The following is a 19,442-nucleotide window of genomic DNA, read 5'->3' on the forward strand; positions in this document are numbered from 1 at the left end:
CGGTGACCCCGCCGCCGCGACGGCCCCGACCTCCCGGCACCGCACCCAGCCCCGGGCAGCCCGCCCAGGAGGAGTCACCATGAACCCGCACCTGAACCGTCGGCAACTGCTCAGAGGCACCGCGCTGACCGTCGCGGCTGCCACCACCGCACCGGCACTAGGTGGCCCGCAGCCGGCCTCGGCATACTCCGTGCCGTCCCGGATGGCCTGGTGGTACGCCGCCCGCTTCGGCATGTTCATCCACTTCGGCAGCTACTCCTACCTCGGCCGGGGAGAGTGGGTCTTCAACAACGAGTACTGGAGCAAGGCCGACTACCAGACCCAGGTGTCGGCGAGATTCACCCCGTCGGCGTTCAACGCCGCCACCATCGTCGGCCTGGCCAAGTCCGCCGGGATGAAGTACCTGGTCATCACCGCCAAACACCACGAGGGCTTCGCGATGTGGAACTCCACCGTCGCCGGCTTCACCGACGTCACCGGCAGCACCGACTACGACCTGCGCGACTACGCCGGATACCAGCCCGACCTGCTGGCCGCGCTCAAGGCCGAGTGCGATCGGCAGGGCATCCGATTCGGGCTCTACTACTCGATCCTGGACTGGAACCATCCCTCGCAGACGATCCGCCGCACCGACACCGTCTTCTCCACCATGGCCTCACCCGAGGCGCGAACCGCGTACCTCGCCGACATGAAGGCCCACCTCCAGGAACTGCTCGACCGCTACGACCCGGCGATCATGTGGTTCGACGGGGACTGGTGCAACAACCCCGCCTCCCCCACGGCCGACGACTGGTGGACCGAAGCCGACGGCCGTGACCTCTACAACTGGTTGCTGGCCCGAAAGCCCAACCTGATCGTCAACGAGCGGGTCAAGCGCGACCTCGGCCTCGGCGACTTCGCATGCCCGGAGGAGCAGGTCCCAGCCCGGCCGCTGGCCCGCCCGTGGGAGACCAACTGCACCATGAACGGCGCCTGGGGCTACACCGAGAGCCGCGAGAACTCCTACCGCTCCCCCACCACGATCATCCAGGAACTCGTCACCGTCGTCAGCCGCGACGGCAACTACCTGCTCAACATCGGCCCCCGCGGCGACGGCACGGTCACCACCGGCTCCACCGCGATCCTGACCGCCGTCGGCACCTGGATGGGCGCCCACGGCGACAGCATCTACGCCACCACCGGCAACCCGTTCACCTTCGAACCATGGTGGGGCCGGTTCACCGCCAAGCCCGGCAGGCTCTACGCCCACGTGTTCACCTGGCCCACCGACGGCAGACTGAACATTCCCCGGCTGCAGAACACCATCCGCCGCGTCTACCTGCTCAACGCCCCGACCACCCCGCTGGGCTACACCGTCAGCGGCAACTACCTGACCGTCACCGTTCCCGCCACCGCCCCCAACGCCCACGCCGGTGTCGTGGTGGTCGAGGTCGACGGGGCACCGGCGCCCGCCGCCACCCCGGCCATCGTCTCCGGCGCCCCCTACAAGCTGATCTGCCAGCGCAGCGGCAAGGTCCTCGACAACGGCAACACCGCCGGCGAGGGCGCACCGGTGATGCAGTGGGCCGACAACGGTGGAGCACCACAACGGTGGACCATCACCGACGTCGGCGGCGGCTACCACAAGCTCACCTGCCAGCACAGCGGCAAGGTGCTCGACAACGGCAACACCGACGGCGAGGGCGGCACCGTCGTGCAGTGGTCCGACAACGGCGGCCGGCCGCAGCACTGGAGCATCACCGGCGTCGGCGGCGGCTACCACAAGCTCGTCTGCCAGCGCAGCGGCAAGGCCCTCGACAACGGCAACACCGACCGTGACGGCAGCTGGGCCGTCCAGTGGACCGACAACGGCGGCCCGCAACAGCACTGGCAGCTCGTCCGGGTCGGCTGAGGCCGTACCCACCGTCCGATCCTTCACCCACCGTGTCCGACGGGAGATGAACCAGCGCCACCGACCACCACCCACCACCACCGTTCGAAGGGAAACCGTCCATGGCAGGAACACGACGATGGGCAGCGGCGGTCACCGCCGTACTCGTCTCGCTCGTCACCGTGCTCACCGCGAGCCCGGCACTCGCCGCGCCCGCCACCCTCACCCCCGGGGCGATCTGGTACGACACCAGCGGCGCCCGCCTCCAGGCGCACGGCGCCGGCATCTTCAAGGTCGGGTCGCTGTACTACCTGGTCGGCGAGGACAAGACGGCCGGCTCCACGTTCACGGCCGTCGCCTGCTACTCCTCGACCGACCTGGTCACCTGGACCCGCAGGTCAAACGCCCTGGTCAGAGGTCAGGCGGACAACGGCACCGGCGATCTGGCCGCCGGGCGGATCGTCGAGCGACCCAAGGTGATCTACAACAGCGGCACCGGCAAGTACGTCATGTGGATGCACATCGACAACAGCAGCTACGGCGACGCCCGCGCCGGGGTGGCCGTCAGCGACACCCCGTGCGGCCCCTACACCTACCTCGGGTCATCCCGCCCACTCGGCTACCAGAGCCGGGACCTGGGACTGTTCAAGGACGACGACGGCACCGCCTACCTGCTCACCGAGGACCGCGCCAACGGGCTACGCATCGACCGCCTGTCGACCGACTACACCAAGGCCGTCGCCGCGACAGCGCTGCTGCCGACGCTCGAATCCCCGGCCATGGTCAAGGTCGCCGGACGGTACTTCATCTTCGGCTCACACCTGACCGGCTGGTCCAGCAACGACAACAGCTACGCCTCGGCCACCTCGCTCAGCGGGCCGTGGAGCAGCTACGCCACCTTCGCGCCCGCCGGGAGCAAGACGTTCAACTCGCAGACGTCGTTCATCCTGCCGGTCGCCGGCAGCACCCGAACCAGCTACGTCTACCTCGGCGACCGGTGGAACGCCGGTGACCTGAACAGTTCCCTGCCGATCTGGTTGCCGATCACCTTCACCGCCGGCAGCGCCGCCATGCCGTCGTTCTACGAGAGTTGGAGCATCGACACGGCCACCGGCGACTGGGCGCCGGTCAGCTTCTCGCTCGTCGGCAGCCAGTCCGGCCGGTGCCTGGACGTCACCGACAACACGTCGACCTGGGGTGCGCAGGCCGAACTCTGGGACTGCAACGGCGGCGAGAACCAGCAGTGGCTGCCGACCTCTGCCGGTGAGCTGCGCGCGTTCGGCAGGTCCGTCTGTCTCGACGTCCTCAACCAGGGCACCACGCCCGGCTCCACGGTCGGCATCTGGGGCTGCAACGGCCAGACCAACCAGCGCTGGACCCTCAAGCAGGACGGCACGATCGTCTCCGCCCGGTCCGGGCTGTGCCTCGACGCGTCCGGCGGGGGAACCGGCAACGGCACCGCGCTGATCGTGTGGACCTGCAACGGCCAACCGAACCAGAAGTGGACCAGGAGGTAACACCTTCACCGCGTCCCGTCGTGGCGGTCGACGGACAGGCCCCGCCTCGACCTGAGATCGCGGCCCTGACCAGCGGAGACGTTGGTCAGGGCCGCTTCTGGAGCAGGCAGCGCAGGGCGCCCCAGCGTTTCGGGGCGGGTGTTGGCCCTCTCGACGATCAACTGCGGCCGGCCGGCTGCCGTGCCCGGTCAACATCGCCTGCGCTGCGGGCCCACAGCTGTAGGGCGTCCGTAATGCGAGATGTGGGCACGGACCTCGGCCGTACGGGGATCCTCCAGCTTCTCGAGTACGGAGAGCGCATCCTGCCAGCACTCGTCCGCCTCGGCGTACTGGCCGGCACCGGCCAGGGACTTGCCAAGCAAGAACAGCGTGTCGCCCACACCCTGTCGGTCGCCCAGGTGCCGTCGTAGCCGGAGGGCCTCGCGGCAGGCCCGGACGCTGTCGTCGAGGCGGCCGAGGCCCTGCGAGGCGGCAGCGAGGTTATGCAGGGCGGCGGCCTTACCGAACGGCCGATCTACCTCGCCGAAGATCGTTACTGCCTCCTCGCAGCAGCGGATGGCGTCGCGGAACCGGCCCAGTTCAATGTCGAAATGACCGAGATTGGACAGGGTTTGCGCGATACCGTGTCGATCGTCGAGGGCCCTTCGTACGGCCAACGCCTGCTGGAACGTGTCTCCGGCCTCAGCGAAGCGCCGCAGCCCGGCTTGGGCAGCGCCGAGGTTGTTCAGCGTCGTGGCCTCGCCCCAGCGATTGCCGATCGCCCGCCAGTGCATGAGTGCCTCACGATGGAACTCGACCGCCTCGGTAAAGCGGTGCAGATCCCAGTGGGCCACCCCGAGGCCATTGAGCAGCCAGGCCTGGCCGTACCCGTCGGCGGACCGCCGAGCCGAACCGAGCGCCACTCGATAGGTGGTGATCCAGTCTGTCCACGGCTTACGAAGGTAGAAGTAGCCCCACAGCGATGCGGCCAGTCGCCAGGCGGTGTCGTCCTCGCCGAGGTCGTGGGCTTGGTGCACGGCCGCGACGAGGTTGGCGTGCTCGGTCTCACACCAGCGCATCGCCCGGTCCTGGTCCGCCCCGTCCAGGATGGACCAGTGCAGGCCGTCACCCGGGTCTCCCCGGCCGTCCGCCAGGTTCGGTGGCGGGTGCAGCTTGCGGGGCAGCAGGACGCGGTCGGCGGCCGCGGTCGTGTGGCAGTACCAGCGCAGGACCCGGCGAACTGCGGCAGCGCGGTACTCGGCGGGCTCGCCGATCCGGGCGAGGTCGGCGGCGTAGCAGCGCAGCAGGTCGTGCAGCCGGTACCGCTCACCGGGAGTCTCCTGGACGACAAGGTGCGCGGCAGCCAGCAACTCCAGTTGCCGGCGGGTGTCGGACACAGACCTGCCGACCAACTCCGCAGCCGTGGGAAGCCCGAAGTCGGGCCCTGCGAGCAGGCCGAGCGTCCGGTACGTGATCGCCGCGTCGGCGGGCAGAGACCGGTATGACCACGAGAAGGCGGTCCGCACCGCCGTGGTCGGATCCCCGTCGACCGTGGCCAGTGCGTCCAGCCGGCGGTGCGGGTCGGCCAGTGAGTCAACGAGGTCGGCCAGGCCTGCCCCGGGCAGGGCGGCCACCTTCTCCGCCACGATCCGCAGCGCCAGCGGTAGACCGGCGGTCAGCTCGACGAGCTTGGCCGCGGCCTGCGGCTCAGCCAGTGTCCGGGGATCGCCGCCGATGTGGCGCAGCAGTGACAGTGCCTCGCCGGCGGCGAGCGGTCCGACCGCGACTCTCCGTGCCCCGTCGCGGGCGACGAGCGAGGACAGACGGTGGCGGCTGGTCACCACCGCGAGGCAGGTGGCGGTACAGGGCAGCAGGGGGCGGACCTGGTCGGCATCGACCGCATTGTCCAGGACCACGAGCACGCGGCGTCCGGCGATCAAGGACCGGTACGTCGCGGCTGCCTCGTCCGGGTCGGCCGGGATCGCCGCCGGTTGCACCCCGAGCGCGCGCAGGCAGCGGGCCAGTGCCTCGGCCACCGGCATGGCGGTACCCGGATCGTGGCCCCGCAGGTCCAGGAAGAGCTGTCCGTCCGGGAAGCGGTCGGCGACCCGCTGGCCGAACCGGACCGCCAGCGCCGTCTTGCCGACACCCGCCATGCCGACGATGGCCACGACGGCGGCCGGGGCGACGTCGTCGACGCGCTCGTCGCGCGCGAACTTCTCGAGCAGTTCGAGCTCGACGGAACGTCCGGTGAACGCCGAAGCGCCGGCCGGTAGTTGCCGGGGCACCGTGATGGCTGGCGTCGACGCCGGCCCGGCGGGCGGGGCGGTGATCCCGACGAGGCCAGCGACGACCTGCGTGACCGGGACACCGGCCAGGATCTCCGCGTGGGTACGGTCGAGCGATTCGCCGGGATCCACGCCGTGATCGTCGGCGAGTAGCCGTGACCCGGCGCGGTATGCCGCCAGCGCCTCGGCTGTACGACCGGCGCCGTAGAGCGCGGCCATCACGCGGCACCGCAGTCCTTCGTGCAGCGGGTGGGCCTGCACCAGCGCGGTCAGTTCCGCGACCAGATCCGCGTACCGGCCGAGGCGCAGTTCGAGGTCCAGCCGGCGCAGCAGGACAGCCATTCGGCTCTCCTCCAGCACTGCGGCCTGCTCGGCGGCGAACAGTCCCCGCAGGCCGTCGAGCGCGGGCCCCCGCCAGCACTCCAACGCGCGCCGATAGGCCGCAGCGGCCTCGGTCAGGCGGCCTGCGGCGGCCGTCCGGTCAGCCGCTTCGACCTGTCGCTGCCAGGACACGAGGTCGACCGCCACCGGTGGCGTGCGTAGCCGGTAGCCGAGGTTGGCGCGCGTCTCCAGCGCGTCACTGGCCGCTCCGTCGAGGGCCAGTCTCCGCAGCGTACGAATGTGCACCTGGATCTGGTTCTCGAAGGTGACCGGCGGTTCCCCCTCCCAGAGCACGTCAGTGATCCGACCGACCGACACCACCTCGTTGGCGTGGATGGCCAGCAGGGCCGCGAGCAACCGCGCCTGCCGTCGTGGCACCGACACGAGGGATCCGGCCACGCGCACCTCGAACGGGCCCAGGATTCTGATCTCCACGGCTCCCTTTCCGCGTCCGTCTTGCCACCAGTCACTCGATCACTGTGGGCGATGCCTCAACTACGATAGTCATCCACCGGTGTTCAGTCAGATGTTCAGGTGAGCGTTCAGGCGTTGCTGAAACGCTGATCAGCGAAAACGCAACCGGTCAACTACCTGGAGGCAATGTGACTCACCTACGAGCGAAACTGGCGCGTCGCGGGGGTGTCGCGGCCGCGTCGCTGGCCGCCGCACTGGCGACGGTCATGGTCGTCGATGTGCAGCCCGCCGCGGCTGCTTGGGCGAACCTCACCGGCGTCCACACGGTGTGCGCCAACAGCCTGACCCTGCACACTTCCGGTGGCGACTACTCGATGGGCCGCGGCACGCACCTGAACATCGACCACTTCGCGGACAGCGGCAACCACGCGTGGGGGGTCTTCATGGAGCGCGGCCTCTACGGGTGGACGTACAACGGCTGGTTCTGCTGATGCGCGACGACCGGTGCCGGCTGACGGCCGGCACCGGTCGCCCGTGCGGGGCCTCAGCACCGGGGCTGGTAGCGGTTCTGATCCCCTCCGACGTCGATGAACCTGACGGTCATGCCGCCGCCTGGCGCGGGGTTGGCTCCGGTGCCAGCGGGCACACAACGGATACGACGACCGAGGCACCAGCAGAACCCCCGCGGGGGCGGGCAGCGCTGCCCGTATGCGCGTTGTAGCGTGCGCTGTCATGACGTCAACGTCGGTGCTCGGTCCCAGGCGGAGGCCCCTGTGACACGTCGTCGACGGCTCCTCGTCGCCGCGGCGCTGGCCGTCGCGTTGTGCGCCGCGTATCTGTCAGCCACCACCGGCCATCGCCTCGATCATGGCAGCTCCTGGTGGCATGGAGCTGATGCGGAGTCCCGCACGGAGGGGCCGACGACGGAGGTGCGGTTCGCCTTCAATCCCGGAGGCCAGGTCACGTTCGGCGCGTCCATCCGCAATCCCGGGCCGTGGCCGGTGACGATCACCGGCGTCGCGGGCGAGGGCGGTCCGGGTGATCGGCATGTGTTCAAGATTGCGCGCCTGGCGGTAAACCCTGCCGACGAGGCCACCGCCGTCGTCTTCGACCCGGCTGCGGCAGCACCGTTCCGCTCGATCAGGATCGCCGCAGGCACGGAGCTGCCAGTCTTCGTCACGATCACGATCCCGGACGTGGAGATGGCCCCGGGATCAGCGCTCTTCTTCGATGACCTCTCGGTCGACTACGAAGTACTCGGCCTACGTCGTCACCAGCGGGTGCCGATGGGATTCCGTTTGTTGGTCCAGTCTGCAAACGGCTATGTCCCACTCTGACCGCCGACGACCAGGAGCGGCCGTGGTATCAGCATACGATCGAATCCGCGGTCGCTTCGGCATGTCGCCCGAGGGCGCCGGCGCCGGGCACATGGCCGAGCGTCTGGTTGCCTGGCGGGAGGTGGGAGACGGCGAGCACTGACCGATCTGGCGGGCCGCTGGTGTCGGAGCGGGTGCTGCGTGACCTCGTCCGGACTGGCTTCGCGTCTGCCCGGGCTGCCTCGGTCAGTTGCCGAACAATCTCGGCGAACCCGACGTCGGCCACGATTGAAGCCGGCCACCCGCGCCATGGCGCCCCGGAGCCATTGATATGTGGCCAGGCCCTCGGACGGCGGCAGATCAGTGCGGCTCCGTCTGGCGGCTGTGCCAGGCGGTTCGTAAATCGTTCGAGCTGAGGTAGCCCAGTTCCTTCGACGTATGTCACGCTCCGGCGGTGACGATCACCAGGCCGATGGTTGCCGGAGCGGTCGTTGCCCTCGCTGGGCACGGCCTTGCTGTTGGGTTCACGATTGCCCTGGCCACCGCCGCTGGTGGTGGCCCGAATGCGGACGTGGATGCCGGTGGGAGGTTCGCGGCGCTCTTCTTCGGCGTACTCACGTACGGCATTGCGCAGCTGGTGTTGCTGGGCAGCTGCTTCGCGCTGTCCGGACGGCTCGGCCGTGGGTCATCGTCTGGCCTCGTGGCTGGCTGGATACTGGGACTGGCCACGAGCCTGTACTACCTGTGCGGCGGGTTCGGCACCTAATGAATGCCCGGCCAGCTGCACGCCATCACGTATACGGTAGGCGCGACCGAACGTTGCGCCCGGTCGGCGGCAGAAGAACGAAGGGATCCCTCGGCACAGTCAGATCCCGAGGCGTTCGATCAGCATCTCGATGTTGGGCGCAACCTCGATCCAGTCCGCCGCTGTGCTGAGGTAGATCACCGACGGTGCGGCCGACGAAGGTCTGTAGTCCAACGCAAACGGCTGGTCAGGTCCGAGATCACCGATCAGGAGAGACCGGTCGGGATCCACGTCGCCGGGCGGGCTCTGCCGGTCCGGTTGACCGAGGTAGAACCCGCGATAGTCCTCAGGGATGTCATCGAGCCAGCGCCTGTTGGCCGTCATCCGGCTCATGGCAGGGAACTGCGGGGCTACGGCGTCATCACCGAAGACTTCCCGGTACGTCGGCGACGAGCGGTCTGGAGCTACCCACCGACCCTGCTGCAGCACCCGGAGGAGCGCAGACGGGACCGGCAAGCCGTCGATGATCATGTAACTATCGTCGGTGCTCCGAGCGGTCCCCCACAAGACTTCGACGCAGACCACCAGCGGCAGATCCGCGCATGAGCGGATCTACGCTTACAGCCATGGACGGCCGCTTCTATCGTCGTCGCTGGGGCGAATCGCGCGGCGACGATTTCGACGCTTGGGGACACTCAGTCTGGTACTTCGAGGTGAATGACGACGGTTGGCCGGTCCGGCAGGTCGAGGTGTACGACCACGGCCCGGTCCTCCGGTACGGGCCCGGACATGAGACAGATCGGTACGGCGGCCTCGGGCAGGCGAGCCTGGATGATCCTGAAGAAGACTGGAGCCCGTTCGTCGTCACACGCGACGCGTTCGAGCGCGTCTGGGACTCCGCTTACACGTAGCCGAGCCTCAAGACCCGCGCCTCGCGGCAAATCCGTATGACTTAGGCGAGGAGTCCGCAGTGTCGACCACGACGGCTGCCGGCCGAGTCGGATAGTGTCGATCAGCAGTTGTCCACATCCGGTGCTGTTAGATCGTTGTGCTGTAACCGCTCGCGTAGCCGCCGCGCTTCGCGACCGCGGTAAGCCCGCAGGACGCTCTCCAGGGTGTCGCGTACGTCCGGATCGGGATGATCGGCTAGGTATGCCAACTCCTCGGCGCCGCCGCGCCGGCCTTGGCCCAGCTCGCATAGCACGTCGATGATCTCGTCGGCGGTGCTCGCCGTCCGCAACCGACGCATCAGCTCAAGCTTCTGCTTGGGCGGATCGTCGTAAGGGAATCGACGGCGCAACTTGGCCACCTTGTACCCTCCGCGCGGGAGACAGGATGGACACGGGCAGGGCCGCCGGCCGTGGGCTGCCGGCAGGTACCGCCAACCGACTCCCTGCGGAACATCTCGGGTCCGTCGCACCTCGGCGCTCAGGATCGCGCGGGGCACGAACACCTCGTAGCCGCGCGGATCATCGAGTTCACGCACCGCCGCGACTGCTGCTGCAGCGGTGGTCTCGCGCGGTGCGGCACCGTAGCGTCCGACGGTCACCGGCTCGTCGTCGGGCAGCCGCAGATGCACCCCTACCAGCACGCCCGAGTGCCAACGCCGCAGCTCGCGAACCCACTGGTAGGTGAGAGTGAACGATGGCAGCACTGGCATGCAATACACGCCCGGTCCGCCGGTCCACCCGTGGCTACGCGCGGCGATTCCCGAGCGCTCGATGCGTCGAGCCGACCCCGCCACGGTGATGTGCACGAACTCCGCCATTGCCAGGATGCTAGCCGGCCAGCGGGTGGTGATGGTCACGAGTTCTCGGGCGCCCCACACGACCGGATCGAGGAACAACGCACTCATCTCGGCATGGACGGACGCCGTCCGACCGGCAATCGGGGAACATCAAGGCCGACACCTTCGGAGGCCACAGGACGCCGCACCGACCCTGACCTGCGGAAACGAGAATTTGCGGGTCGCGGTGGGTTCAGTTGGATGCCGTTCAGGGCCGTAAAGCGCTGTTGAACGCCGTTCAGTGCACCCGTCTGCTCCCATCCCGCTCCCCCAATCTCGGCACGACACGGCCGGCGGCTGACGGACGGATGCGGTCTGCTTGCCGCCCAGGCCGAGACCGGTGTGTCTGCGGGATGTGCGGTGTGAGGCCATCAGATGCGATGCGATCGCTGCCTCTTCCCACCGCATCCAGCGGCTCCCATACCCCCTCCCGGAGGGCGGCTGTCGCCAACTCCTCGACCTGACCCCAACCGCCGGGTCGTGGTGGTGTCTAAAGTGAGCCCGCCGAGGGACGGAGGAAATGAGGCAGATGAACGCCGTAAGGTCGCGTGCGCGTGCGCTGCGTATGGTCACCTTGCCGGTTGTCGTGCTGGCCGTGGTCATGCTCGGCGGGTGTGGTCGGATCATGGGGCTCGTGGAGCCGGTCTCCGTGTTCAATCCCGTCTGGGCCGCCGATGGTTGGGTCTACTACCTGCGAGAGGTGTCCTCGGACTGGGCCGAATTGTGGCGGCAGCGGCCTGATCAGGGGAAGGCAGAACGCGTCCTTAAGGGTCCCCCACAGGAGGCTGACTGCGATGAGGGGACTGGGTTCAGCTTTCTCTTCGCCGGCTCCAACGGCGATGTCGGGGTGGCACTCGAGTGCGGCTGGAGCCGCACCGAGCTGCTCAGCTACTCCCCGGACGACAAGACGTTCGCGCCTCTGGCGCTGACGCGCTTCCTTGCCGGCGCCGCACTCGTGAACGGTGACGGCAGGGGATACGTAGAGGCGCCCCGGGAGTGCGGCCCGGGGGGCATTCAGATACTCGCTGACGGGACGGCATCTGAGTTCCCCGCTCCGGTAACGATCGACGGGAGAACCTTCAACCTCAGTGGCAGTGATACGGGCTGCGAGTCCATCGTGCTGGTGCGGTCACCGGCAGCAGTGGGCGACCGGCTGTTCTTCATCACCGCACCCGACTCCCTCGGCAGGTTGCCGCTACCTCCCGAGGTGAGTCCGGACGACTTCACCTGGCACCTGACCGAGTGGGATGGGAAATCGGTCACAGCCAGGTTCCTCACCGAACTTCCGAGCCTCGCCGATCTCGCAGTGTCACCGGACGGCCAGTCGGTGATCGCTGCCGTCTCGTCGGATGACGGAGGCGGGGTCTGGTCGGTCGACGTCGGCACCGGGAAGAAGACGAGGATCGCCGCCGGCGGGAACGCGTATGCCCCTAGCTTCTCGCCTGACGGCAAGCGGCTCGTCTACGTCGAGGACTTCGACCGATTGAAGTTCGCCGCAGCGCCGTAGACGCCTAGCGTGTTACCTGCTCGTGAGCCCGTGGCTCCACGAAGTTCGCGGGCGCCGAGGTGTCCGCGGCTTGCTGGCGTCTCCGCTTGGAACGGGTGCTTAGAGGGCATCTGATCCGTGTAGCGGTTGATTCACGTTCGGTCGTGGCTGCGGTGGGCTCGGCTCGTTGATCACGTCGTGGGTGTGAATCGGCGCGGGTATCGGTCGGACTTGTTGGATGAGCGGTGGGCGTTGATTGAGCCGGTGCTGGCCGCGTGGCGGGCGGCTCGGGTGGGTTTGGGGATCAGCCGGCCGGCGCATGACCTGCGGGAGATCGTCAACGCGATCCTGTATGTGGCCAGGACGGGGATCGCGTGGGAGTACCTGCCGCATGACTTCCCGCCGGCGAAGACGGTGTACGACTATTACGCCAAGTGGGAGGCGGACGGGACCACGCAGCGGATCCACGATCTGCTGCGGGAACGGGTCCGGGTCGCTCGGGGTCGTCGGGGGAGCCCGTCGGCGGTGGTGTTGGACTCGCAGAGCGTGAAGACCTCCTGCAACGTCGCCGAGTCCAGCCAGGGCATTGACGCGGCGAAGAAGATCAAGGGACGCAAGCGGCACATCGCCACCGACACCCTCGGTCTGCTCCTGGCGGTGATCGTCACCGCCGCGTCGGTCCAGGACTCCGCCGGCGGCCGGCACCTGCTCGACACCGTTTCGGCCGACCATCCGACTGTGTCCAAGGCGTGGGTTGACGGCGGCTACAACACCGCGGTCCGGGCGCACGGCGCCCGGCTGGGCGTCGACGTCGAGGTGGTGCCCCGCCCGGCAGGCAAGGGCTTCCACGTCCAGCCACGACGGTGGGTCGTCGAACGCACCTTCGGCTGGCTTATGCAGCACCGACGACTCGTCCGCGACTACGAGACCCTCCCGCAACGCACCCGAGCGATGATCCACTGGGCGATGGCTAACACAATGAGCCGCTACCTCACCGGAGAATCCACCCCAACCTGGCGAAACGAAACCAGCTAAACGGACTAAACTCGCCAACCGAGATCAGATGCCCTCTTAGAGGTCCTAACTTAATGATGTTGGGCGTAACCGACTGGATGTGAGGGTCGTTTCGTCTGCATGTGAGGAGGGGTGAGCAGCCGCCGTGGATCGTCTCGGACGAGTTGTGGGCCGAGATCGCACCGCTGCTGCCACCCCGCCCACCACGGCGGAGCCGCTATCCAGGGCGTAAACCGCTGGATGACCGCAGGGTGTTCTGTGGGATCTTGTTCGTGCTCTACACCGCGATCCCGTGGGAGTTCCTGCCCCAAGAACTCGGGTTCGGGTCGGGGATGACCTGCTGGCGCAGGTTGCGGGACTGGAATGACGCCGGGGTGTGGCAGCGGTTGCACGAGATTCTGCTGGCCCGCCTACGCGGCGCGGGGCAGTTGGACCTGTCGAGGGCGGTGATCGACGGCTCCCACATCAGGGCGCTCAAGGGCGGCCCAAAACTGGCCCGAGCCCGGTCGACCGCCGCAAGCCGGGCTCGAAACACCACGTCATCACCGACGCCGGCGGGATCCCCCTCGCCGTCACGCTGACCGGCGGCAACCGTCACGACTCCACCCAGACCACCGTCCTACTCGACGCCATCCCACCCATCGGCGGACGCCCAGGCCCACCACGGCGGCGCCCCGACCGGCTGTACGCCGATCGGGGCTACGACTACGACAGCCACCGCCAACAGATCCAGGCCCGCGGCGTCACCCCCGTCATCGCCCGACGCGGCACACCCCACGGCTCCGGCCTCGGCACCACACGCTGGGTCGTGGAACGCACCATCGCCTGGCTGCACTGGTTCCGCCGCCTACGCATCCGCTGGGAAATCCGCGACGACATCCACGAAGCCTTCCTCAGCCTCGCCTGCTCCCTCATCTGCTGGCGCCAACTCCAACGCCCCCAGAGTTAGGAGTTCTTAGCAGCGGATTGCCGAAGCCGTCAACAGCGTCGCCTACCCCATTGCTGAAACGGCGTGCGCCCGTCGACCGGACCCGGAACGGGATGAGCACACCGTCAACATCGACAAAGATCAACGGTCGCGTAGCGCCGACAAGCACCTTGAAACCGTATCCGTAGGCCACCGACGGGCCCGGACGCGCTCCGACCCCATCGACGGTAACGCTCCGCAACGCGCGAGGAGCGGCAGAAGAGTGAGCCGCCCGAGGTCGGCTCGTTGAGGCAATCTCGTGTATCGACACTGGGCGGCGATCGCAGCGATGGCCCGCCTACCGGCGGCGTCGTGGCGTTCGCTGTTAGCCTCCGCGAGTGATGACACGACGATTCGGTGATCGGGCCATCTTCGCCGTGGAGGTCGGCGAGGGTATCTCTTCCGAGCTCCGCGTCGTTGATCTTTGGGCCGCGGGCAAATGGTTGACCACCGATGACAACGTGGCCTTCCTCCCTTCGTTCCTTCGGTCCTTGCGGTCGAGTGCGGCGCAGGTGCGCCGGCGCGACGTGCAGGCTTGCCCCTACCCGGAGCGAACGCCGGAGGAGATCTTCGGGCTTCTCAAAGCGGACGAGACGGAGTTTCGCGAGCAGTTCTGGTTCATGACCTGGGGTGAAACCGTCGACAACGTGTCACGGTACGCCTGGCTGGACGATGATCTCGTGATCGTCTTCGCGTTCTGGCGGCCGACCCATCCCTTCCCGGAAGACCTCGGGAGGGTCTTCGTCGCCAGGATCCCGCCAGACGCATTCGCAACCACACTCGAGGAAGCGGCCGACCTACTCGACGCCAAAGTCACCTGACAAGCGTGGTCGCGGGGCCCAGGTTGCACCCATCCGCCGCTACCGTCCACGCCGGCCATCAGGCAACACACTGCCCTTCCCAATAACAAGATCAGGTGCGCTCTCATCGGCACGTGCGTGCACGGGAATCGAGCCAATGCAAACGCCAGACGTCTACGGAGAGTGACGGGAGCTCCTGTTTCCGGCGCGCCCACGCGGAGCCATGCACTGGACGCTCTTGATAGCCGGGCCGCCTACTCTGATTGCTGGTGAAGGTCCGACAGCGCAAGAAGCTCACCGGCCGCGTGGACGGCCCAGACGGGGCGCACTACACCGTGCTCGCTACTTGGTATGCAGTGTGGCCTGGTGCTTGCCGGCCACGCCCTCCCGAAGCAGCATGAGCGTGGACGTCGCCTGAGGTAGCTTCTGCGGATGCCTCATGATCCGTTGCAGGACATGCCCGCCGAATCTCGCGCGGAGCTGACGGCAGCTGTCTGCGCTGCCATCGACATCGATCCGGCTACTGCGGAGGACATCATCCGCTCGACTGAGCCGTTTTGGGATGCGATGGAACGAGCCGGTGGCCTCGTGGACTCGTGGGGTGGCGGCGAGTTCTGTTACGTCCTGCCGAGGGTCTTGTCGTTCATCCGGCAGACCGCCAATCCGTAGCACAATCGGCGATCCCTTCGCCCCGTCACCGGCGCGACCGGACGGCACCTGACTCACGCGATCGTGACGCTGCGCGGCGCACGGTCCGCGGCATGAGCGTGCATCCGGCTGCCTCGGTTGTGCGTCACGATGCGTCATGGCTCGCCATTGGCCGCCGTGCAGTTGGCGGGGAGATCACGGAGTGCAGCCGAGCCGAGACTGGCTTGTCGGTGTGCGGCCCTAATGTGTGGGGCATGACGCGATATGTGGACGAGGATCTGCACGGTGCGGAGTTCCGCGAGTGTGATCTGACCGGGGCGCGCCTGATCGGTGTCGTCATGCAAGATGTCGTGATCGACGGGTTGGTCACCAACCTCGTGGTGAACGGTGTCGACGTCACGCAGTACGTCGAAGCAGAGCTCGACCGGCGTCATCCGGTACGGGCGCTGATCCGCTCCGAGGACCCTGCCGACCTGCGCGAGGCAGCACGTCAGCTCCATACCGGCTGGGCCGCCACGATCGAGCGGATCCGCCAGACGCCCGGCACCGAGCGCTGCAGCGTGAACGACGAGTGGTCAGCGCTGCAGACCTTGCGCCACCTAGTCTTCGTCCACGACTCGTGGTTCCGCCGCTGCTGCCTGGGCTCGACACAGCTGTTCACGCCGATGGGCATCGGGACGAGCGTCGAGCCCTACGGCGGAGCGCACGGGCTTGACCTCTCGTCCGACCCGGCCCTGGACGAGATAGTGAGCGTGCGTGACGCACAGGCCGCCGAGCTGGAGGCCTGGCTCGACAAGGTCACCGCTGTACAACTAGCCGCGCGAGCGCCGGTGCCCGACGACGATGTCTGGCCGCCGTACGCCCGGGGCCGCTCGGTGCGGCAGTGCCTCCGCACGGTGCTCAACGAGACCTTCGAGCACCACGGCTTCTGCGTCCGCGACCTCGACCTGATTTCGGCACAGGACCGCTGAGTAGGGCCGGCCGTTGACCCGGCCTCTTGCCCATGCGGGTATCGCTGATCGTCTGCGCGCTGCTGACGCCGGAGCTGGACGCGGCACTTCTGGAGTATCCGGCGGCTCTGGCTTACGTGTTCTCCGGGCGGGCGGCCGTGGAGGGTCGGCGAGATCTGTCGGGGGCCGAACGCGCGCTCTTCGGCATGAGCGGACGTCGCCGGCCCGCGAACTCGATCCACGGGTGCTGAAGCTTTCGGGCAAGTCGATGAGGTCACCGAGGCAGAAGCCCCACTCCGAGGGCTGCTGATGGGACTCGAGTCTCAGCATGTGGGGTCCGTCGTGTGGGGAACGCATGCTACTCATTTGGCCTCTGGACTACGGGGGCGACTTCCTCTTTGCCATCGGCACACCTCTCGCCTTCGGTTAGGTCCGGCATACTCGCGGGCGTGAACTCGCCGTTGGAAGCCTTCGCGGGACTGCTGAATCGTTCCGTTCGGGAGATTGCCACCCTGGCGTCGGACGCCCGCAGCTTCGACGCGACCCGCATCGGTCGCCTCGCCGACATCTGGGACAACAACACCGTGCCGCTGGTGGGCGCGGCTTGCGCTCCTTGGCCGCTTCGATCCAGGAGCGCCAGCGCCGGGCTGCGGTGGATGGCTGAATTCGGGGCAGACCGACGCAGGCTGATGGTCGACCTGGACCCAAGTTTGGACACGGTACTTCCCCCCGCGAGGCCGCAGCGCTCCATACATCGGGACTACCAGGGGCAAGTCTTCCCGGGCGCGATCCCGCTTACCGCAGAGATCGTTGCTGCGCTGGACCAGGACTACGACCTCGCCAGCGGGACCGTGCGCTCCCTCACGGTGCGGCCGGCGGACCAGGGCTTGAAGGTGCATGACCTTGGCCGCTCCGCGGCGATTCACTCCCAGTATCGGACGTGTCGCGCGGGACGGGTCGAGGAAACCCTGGCCGGCCGCACCGTTGAAGTTCACCTTCGACGGCGTCGCCGACCTGCAGTTCAACGCCGACGATCGGCTCGGGATGACCGTAAGCCGCACCAGCGTCGGGTCAGCCGTGACGATCGGGCGGACCGGACGCCTCCTGGCGATCAAGGCCACGGTCTGGCCCGACGACCCCCGATGGCACGAGTCGACAGCGGGAAAGGCGGCCGACCTCACCACGCCGCACGAACGGCCGCAACGGCGGAAGCCGGCCCGGACGTCGACCCTGACCGCACCGCAGCAGGCAGCCGCCCGAGCGCTCGTCATGTTGATGAGCCACGCTCGGCTCGTCCACCACTATCCGAATCTGGCCGCCGGCGTTCCGATCCTCGACATCTGCCGTGTCGCGGCCGACGCCGGCAGTGCAATCCTGGCCGCGAGCGCCCGCCACGGAGCAGCGCGCCAGAATGCCTTCGCGGAGCTTGACCAACGGTGGCGTCACGTACCACCCACGATGGCACCTGACCCGGTCCGATCCGGCCCGGCCCTGCTGCGCCATGCGCAGTACGACGAGCCCCACGACGACCACGACGTCCCTCGCCACGGCTGTGCCGTCCTGCTCGCCGCGGCGCCGGGCGCAGACCCCGCAGCACCATGGGCCCTCGTCAGCGAGGAGATCACGCAACCCTCGCGGTTCCAGATCACCAGCGCCGCGTTCGACGGTGTGCAGCCCATCCATCACGATGGCAGGACCCTGCGCATCGCCGACGATCTCGTCGTCCGTTGAATCGCACGGTCGGGCTGCGCGTGGGCGTCGAATCGCCGCCCTCTCGCCAGCAGACCGGCTGACTAGTACCTGCCGACAAGCGCTCGGCCCGTCATGGCCCGTGGCTGGGCTCGCCCGCCTCTGCGAGCCGGGACTGACCCGACGAGCCTTGTGCGCACCATCGGCACCGAGCCAGGTGCCCGCTGGCTCGCGAGGCGCTTGCCGCGACCGGGTCATGATCTTTTGTCGGCTTGAGTTGGGTGACCTCTTGTCAGTCGCGGCGGCCGTCGGTCAGGTGGAGGTGCCGTAGACCCGGGCCGAAGGCGGCGATATGGTGCGCGCTGCCGTGGCGCGCCTTCGACGGTGTGAAACGGCCCTCACTGACGGCGATGTCGTAGGCGCCCCCGATGCCGTACTCGGCCAGGACCCCGGTCACCTGGTGCTCGGCTGCCCAGGCGAGTCCGGCGTCGAGGGTGTCGAAAACCCCGGAGGCGTATCGGGCGCGGTCGCCGTGGAACACCCAGACCGCAGACCTGAGCGGGCTTCGCTGGTCGGCGGTCGGCCTGCGGCGTAGGCCCTCCGGCGTGAACGACAACGAGTCGGGAAAGCTGCCTGAGCGATGACGTACGGCCAGGACCAGCGGTTCAGGGTGCACCCCTTCAAGCCCTGTCCCGGCTGGGGTGTTCGCGAAGGCGTTCCACAGGTGGAAGCAGATCAGGCCGTGGGCGGGATCAGCCGTGGTGTAAACGAGGGTCTTGGGGAAGAAGGGGTTGGTTCCGCCGATCCACAGCGACGGGGGCCCGAACGTCTCGATGAGCTCGGACAGCGTCCGATCCTGCGTCACCCACTCCCCGACATCCGTACGCAACTGCTGAAACTCGGCCTCCGACAGCGCCCGGTCCAGCTCGAGCCAGCCGAGGCGATCAGCGATCTCGGCATAGACGGAGGCCGTGGCATCCCGTAGGGCATCCGCCGGAAGGACCTTGCTGTAGGCGCCCACGACACCCGTCGGGGCGAACGCGTTGCGCTCACGGAGCCCATCGCACTCCGCCCGCCATCGCGTCAGGCTGCCATCCACCGCGGCCATCGCCTCCAACAGCAGCCGTTCGGCCATCTCGTCCCTGCCGTACATACCAGGGCGACGGAGGACACCGTTCACCTGCGCCAGATGGTGCCGGCGTACCTCACTAAGGCCGGCCTCGGATGGTTCACCGCTACTCATCGCCGCCGATCATGACACCTCAACGACCTTCGGGCACGCGGTCATTGGCAACAGGGGCGCCGCCAGCACGCGAAGCGGAAGCGCCGATGCTTTCGGGCAGGCCAAAGAGTCACCACCCAGGAAGCCCTGGTCTGCGATTCGCTGGTGGGATTCGAGTCTCAGGTGCCGGAATCCACACCGACAGCAGAACGGTCCATCCCAGAGCCATACGTCGATGCAACATGGCCGTCTTGACCGGCATCAGCGGCCTCTACGACGACCGCCGGCACCGGCCAGGCGGGGAATAGCGAAGGCTGACCTCTTCGGTCTTCTCTGGGAGGTCACACCAGACCGCTCCCCCACGCCTCCG

Annotated in this window: 18 protein-coding genes; 14 read left to right on the plus strand and 4 right to left on the minus strand. The window is 68.0% G+C overall.

The window, feature by feature from the left end; all coding sequences use genetic code 11:
- The first annotated feature begins 79 nt into the window (after positions 1-79).
- Entirely contained in the window at positions 80-1,891 is a 1,812-nt protein-coding gene (locus ACLQ2W_RS17595) for an alpha-L-fucosidase (protein ID WP_425787362.1), read from the plus strand.
- Positions 1,892-1,992: 101 nt separating this feature from the next.
- Complete coding sequence (locus tag ACLQ2W_RS17600) at positions 1,993-3,387, plus strand: RICIN domain-containing protein (RefSeq protein ID WP_425787363.1); 1,395 nt, start codon at positions 1,993-1,995, stop codon at positions 3,385-3,387.
- A gap of 188 nt (positions 3,388-3,575) precedes the next feature.
- Here the strand turns inward: ACLQ2W_RS17600 and ACLQ2W_RS17605 are convergent, their stop codons facing one another.
- Positions 3,576-6,470: an AfsR/SARP family transcriptional regulator gene (locus tag ACLQ2W_RS17605; protein WP_425787364.1), complete on the minus strand. Its 2,895-nt coding sequence runs from the start codon at positions 6,468-6,470 to the stop codon at positions 3,576-3,578.
- 167 nt (positions 6,471-6,637) lie between these two features.
- Here ACLQ2W_RS17605 and ACLQ2W_RS17610 point away from each other — a divergent pair, with 167 nt between their 5' ends.
- The 3 genes from ACLQ2W_RS17610 (at position 6,638) to ACLQ2W_RS17620 (ending at position 8,531) form a co-directional block, all read left to right on the plus strand.
- Entirely contained in the window at positions 6,638-6,940 is a 303-nt protein-coding gene (locus ACLQ2W_RS17610) for a hypothetical protein (protein ID WP_425787365.1), read from the plus strand.
- A 282-nt stretch (positions 6,941-7,222) separates the two neighbouring features.
- Positions 7,223-7,786 carry a hypothetical protein gene (locus ACLQ2W_RS17615; protein ID WP_425787366.1) on the plus strand — a complete coding sequence of 188 codons (564 nt, stop codon included), beginning with the start codon at positions 7,223-7,225 and terminating at the stop codon, positions 7,784-7,786.
- A 433-nt stretch (positions 7,787-8,219) separates the two neighbouring features.
- On the plus strand, positions 8,220-8,531 hold the full coding sequence (locus ACLQ2W_RS17620; protein ID WP_425787367.1) for a hypothetical protein: 312 nt from the start codon (positions 8,220-8,222) through the stop codon (positions 8,529-8,531).
- Positions 8,532-8,630: 99 nt separating this feature from the next.
- Here ACLQ2W_RS17620 and ACLQ2W_RS17625 read toward each other — a convergent pair whose 3' ends face one another.
- On the minus strand, positions 8,631-9,041 hold the full coding sequence (locus tag ACLQ2W_RS17625) for an SMI1/KNR4 family protein (RefSeq protein WP_425787368.1): 411 nt from the start codon (positions 9,039-9,041) through the stop codon (positions 8,631-8,633).
- Between the two features lie 95 nt (positions 9,042-9,136).
- Here ACLQ2W_RS17625 and ACLQ2W_RS17630 point away from each other — a divergent pair, with 95 nt between their 5' ends.
- Entirely contained in the window at positions 9,137-9,421 is a 285-nt protein-coding gene (locus tag ACLQ2W_RS17630) for a DUF6881 domain-containing protein (RefSeq protein ID WP_425787369.1), read from the plus strand.
- Positions 9,422-9,522: 101 nt separating this feature from the next.
- Here the strand turns inward: ACLQ2W_RS17630 and ACLQ2W_RS17635 are convergent, their stop codons facing one another.
- Entirely contained in the window at positions 9,523-10,365 is an 843-nt protein-coding gene (locus ACLQ2W_RS17635) for a HEAT repeat domain-containing protein (protein WP_425787370.1), read from the minus strand.
- A 451-nt stretch (positions 10,366-10,816) separates the two neighbouring features.
- Between ACLQ2W_RS17635 and ACLQ2W_RS17640 the strand changes: the two genes are divergently transcribed.
- The 8 genes from ACLQ2W_RS17640 (at position 10,817) to ACLQ2W_RS17675 (ending at position 17,892) form a co-directional block, all read left to right on the plus strand.
- A complete protein-coding gene (locus ACLQ2W_RS17640; protein ID WP_425787371.1) occupies positions 10,817-11,803 on the plus strand; it encodes a TolB family protein in 987 nt (328 codons plus the stop codon).
- Between the two features lie 183 nt (positions 11,804-11,986).
- Complete coding sequence (locus ACLQ2W_RS17645) at positions 11,987-12,817, plus strand: IS5 family transposase (protein WP_425787439.1); 831 nt, start codon at positions 11,987-11,989, stop codon at positions 12,815-12,817.
- Between the two features lie 128 nt (positions 12,818-12,945).
- Positions 12,946-13,745 (plus strand): IS5 family transposase gene (locus ACLQ2W_RS17650; RefSeq protein WP_425787440.1). Its coding sequence is split into 2 segments (ribosomal slippage): positions 12,946-13,282 and positions 13,282-13,745, totalling 801 coding nucleotides; the frame shifts between segments, so codons are not numbered across the junction.
- A 359-nt stretch (positions 13,746-14,104) separates the two neighbouring features.
- Positions 14,105-14,584 (plus strand): hypothetical protein, encoded by a 480-nt coding sequence (locus ACLQ2W_RS17655; RefSeq protein WP_425787441.1) that lies wholly within the window; start codon positions 14,105-14,107, stop codon positions 14,582-14,584.
- A gap of 411 nt (positions 14,585-14,995) precedes the next feature.
- Positions 14,996-15,232, plus strand: a complete 237-nt coding sequence (locus ACLQ2W_RS17660; RefSeq protein ID WP_107162202.1) for a hypothetical protein — start codon at positions 14,996-14,998, stop codon at positions 15,230-15,232.
- A gap of 233 nt (positions 15,233-15,465) precedes the next feature.
- Complete coding sequence (locus tag ACLQ2W_RS17665) at positions 15,466-16,182, plus strand: DinB family protein (RefSeq protein ID WP_425787372.1); 717 nt, start codon at positions 15,466-15,468, stop codon at positions 16,180-16,182.
- A gap of 32 nt (positions 16,183-16,214) precedes the next feature.
- A complete protein-coding gene (locus ACLQ2W_RS17670) occupies positions 16,215-16,412 on the plus strand; it encodes a hypothetical protein (protein WP_425787373.1) in 198 nt (65 codons plus the stop codon).
- A gap of 733 nt (positions 16,413-17,145) precedes the next feature.
- Positions 17,146-17,892, plus strand: coding sequence for a hypothetical protein (locus ACLQ2W_RS17675; RefSeq protein ID WP_425787374.1), 747 nt, complete (start codon positions 17,146-17,148; stop codon positions 17,890-17,892).
- Positions 17,893-18,142: 250 nt separating this feature from the next.
- On the opposite strand, the gene ACLQ2W_RS17680 is transcribed toward ACLQ2W_RS17675, so the two are convergent.
- Positions 18,143-18,985 (minus strand): DUF7710 domain-containing protein, encoded by an 843-nt coding sequence (locus tag ACLQ2W_RS17680; RefSeq protein WP_425787375.1) that lies wholly within the window; start codon positions 18,983-18,985, stop codon positions 18,143-18,145.
- Positions 18,986-19,442: the final 457 nt, after the last annotated feature.

The sequence above is a fragment of the Micromonospora sp. DT227 genome (genome assembly GCF_049841835.1).
Taxonomy (GTDB): Bacteria; Actinomycetota; Actinomycetes; order Mycobacteriales; family Micromonosporaceae; genus Micromonospora.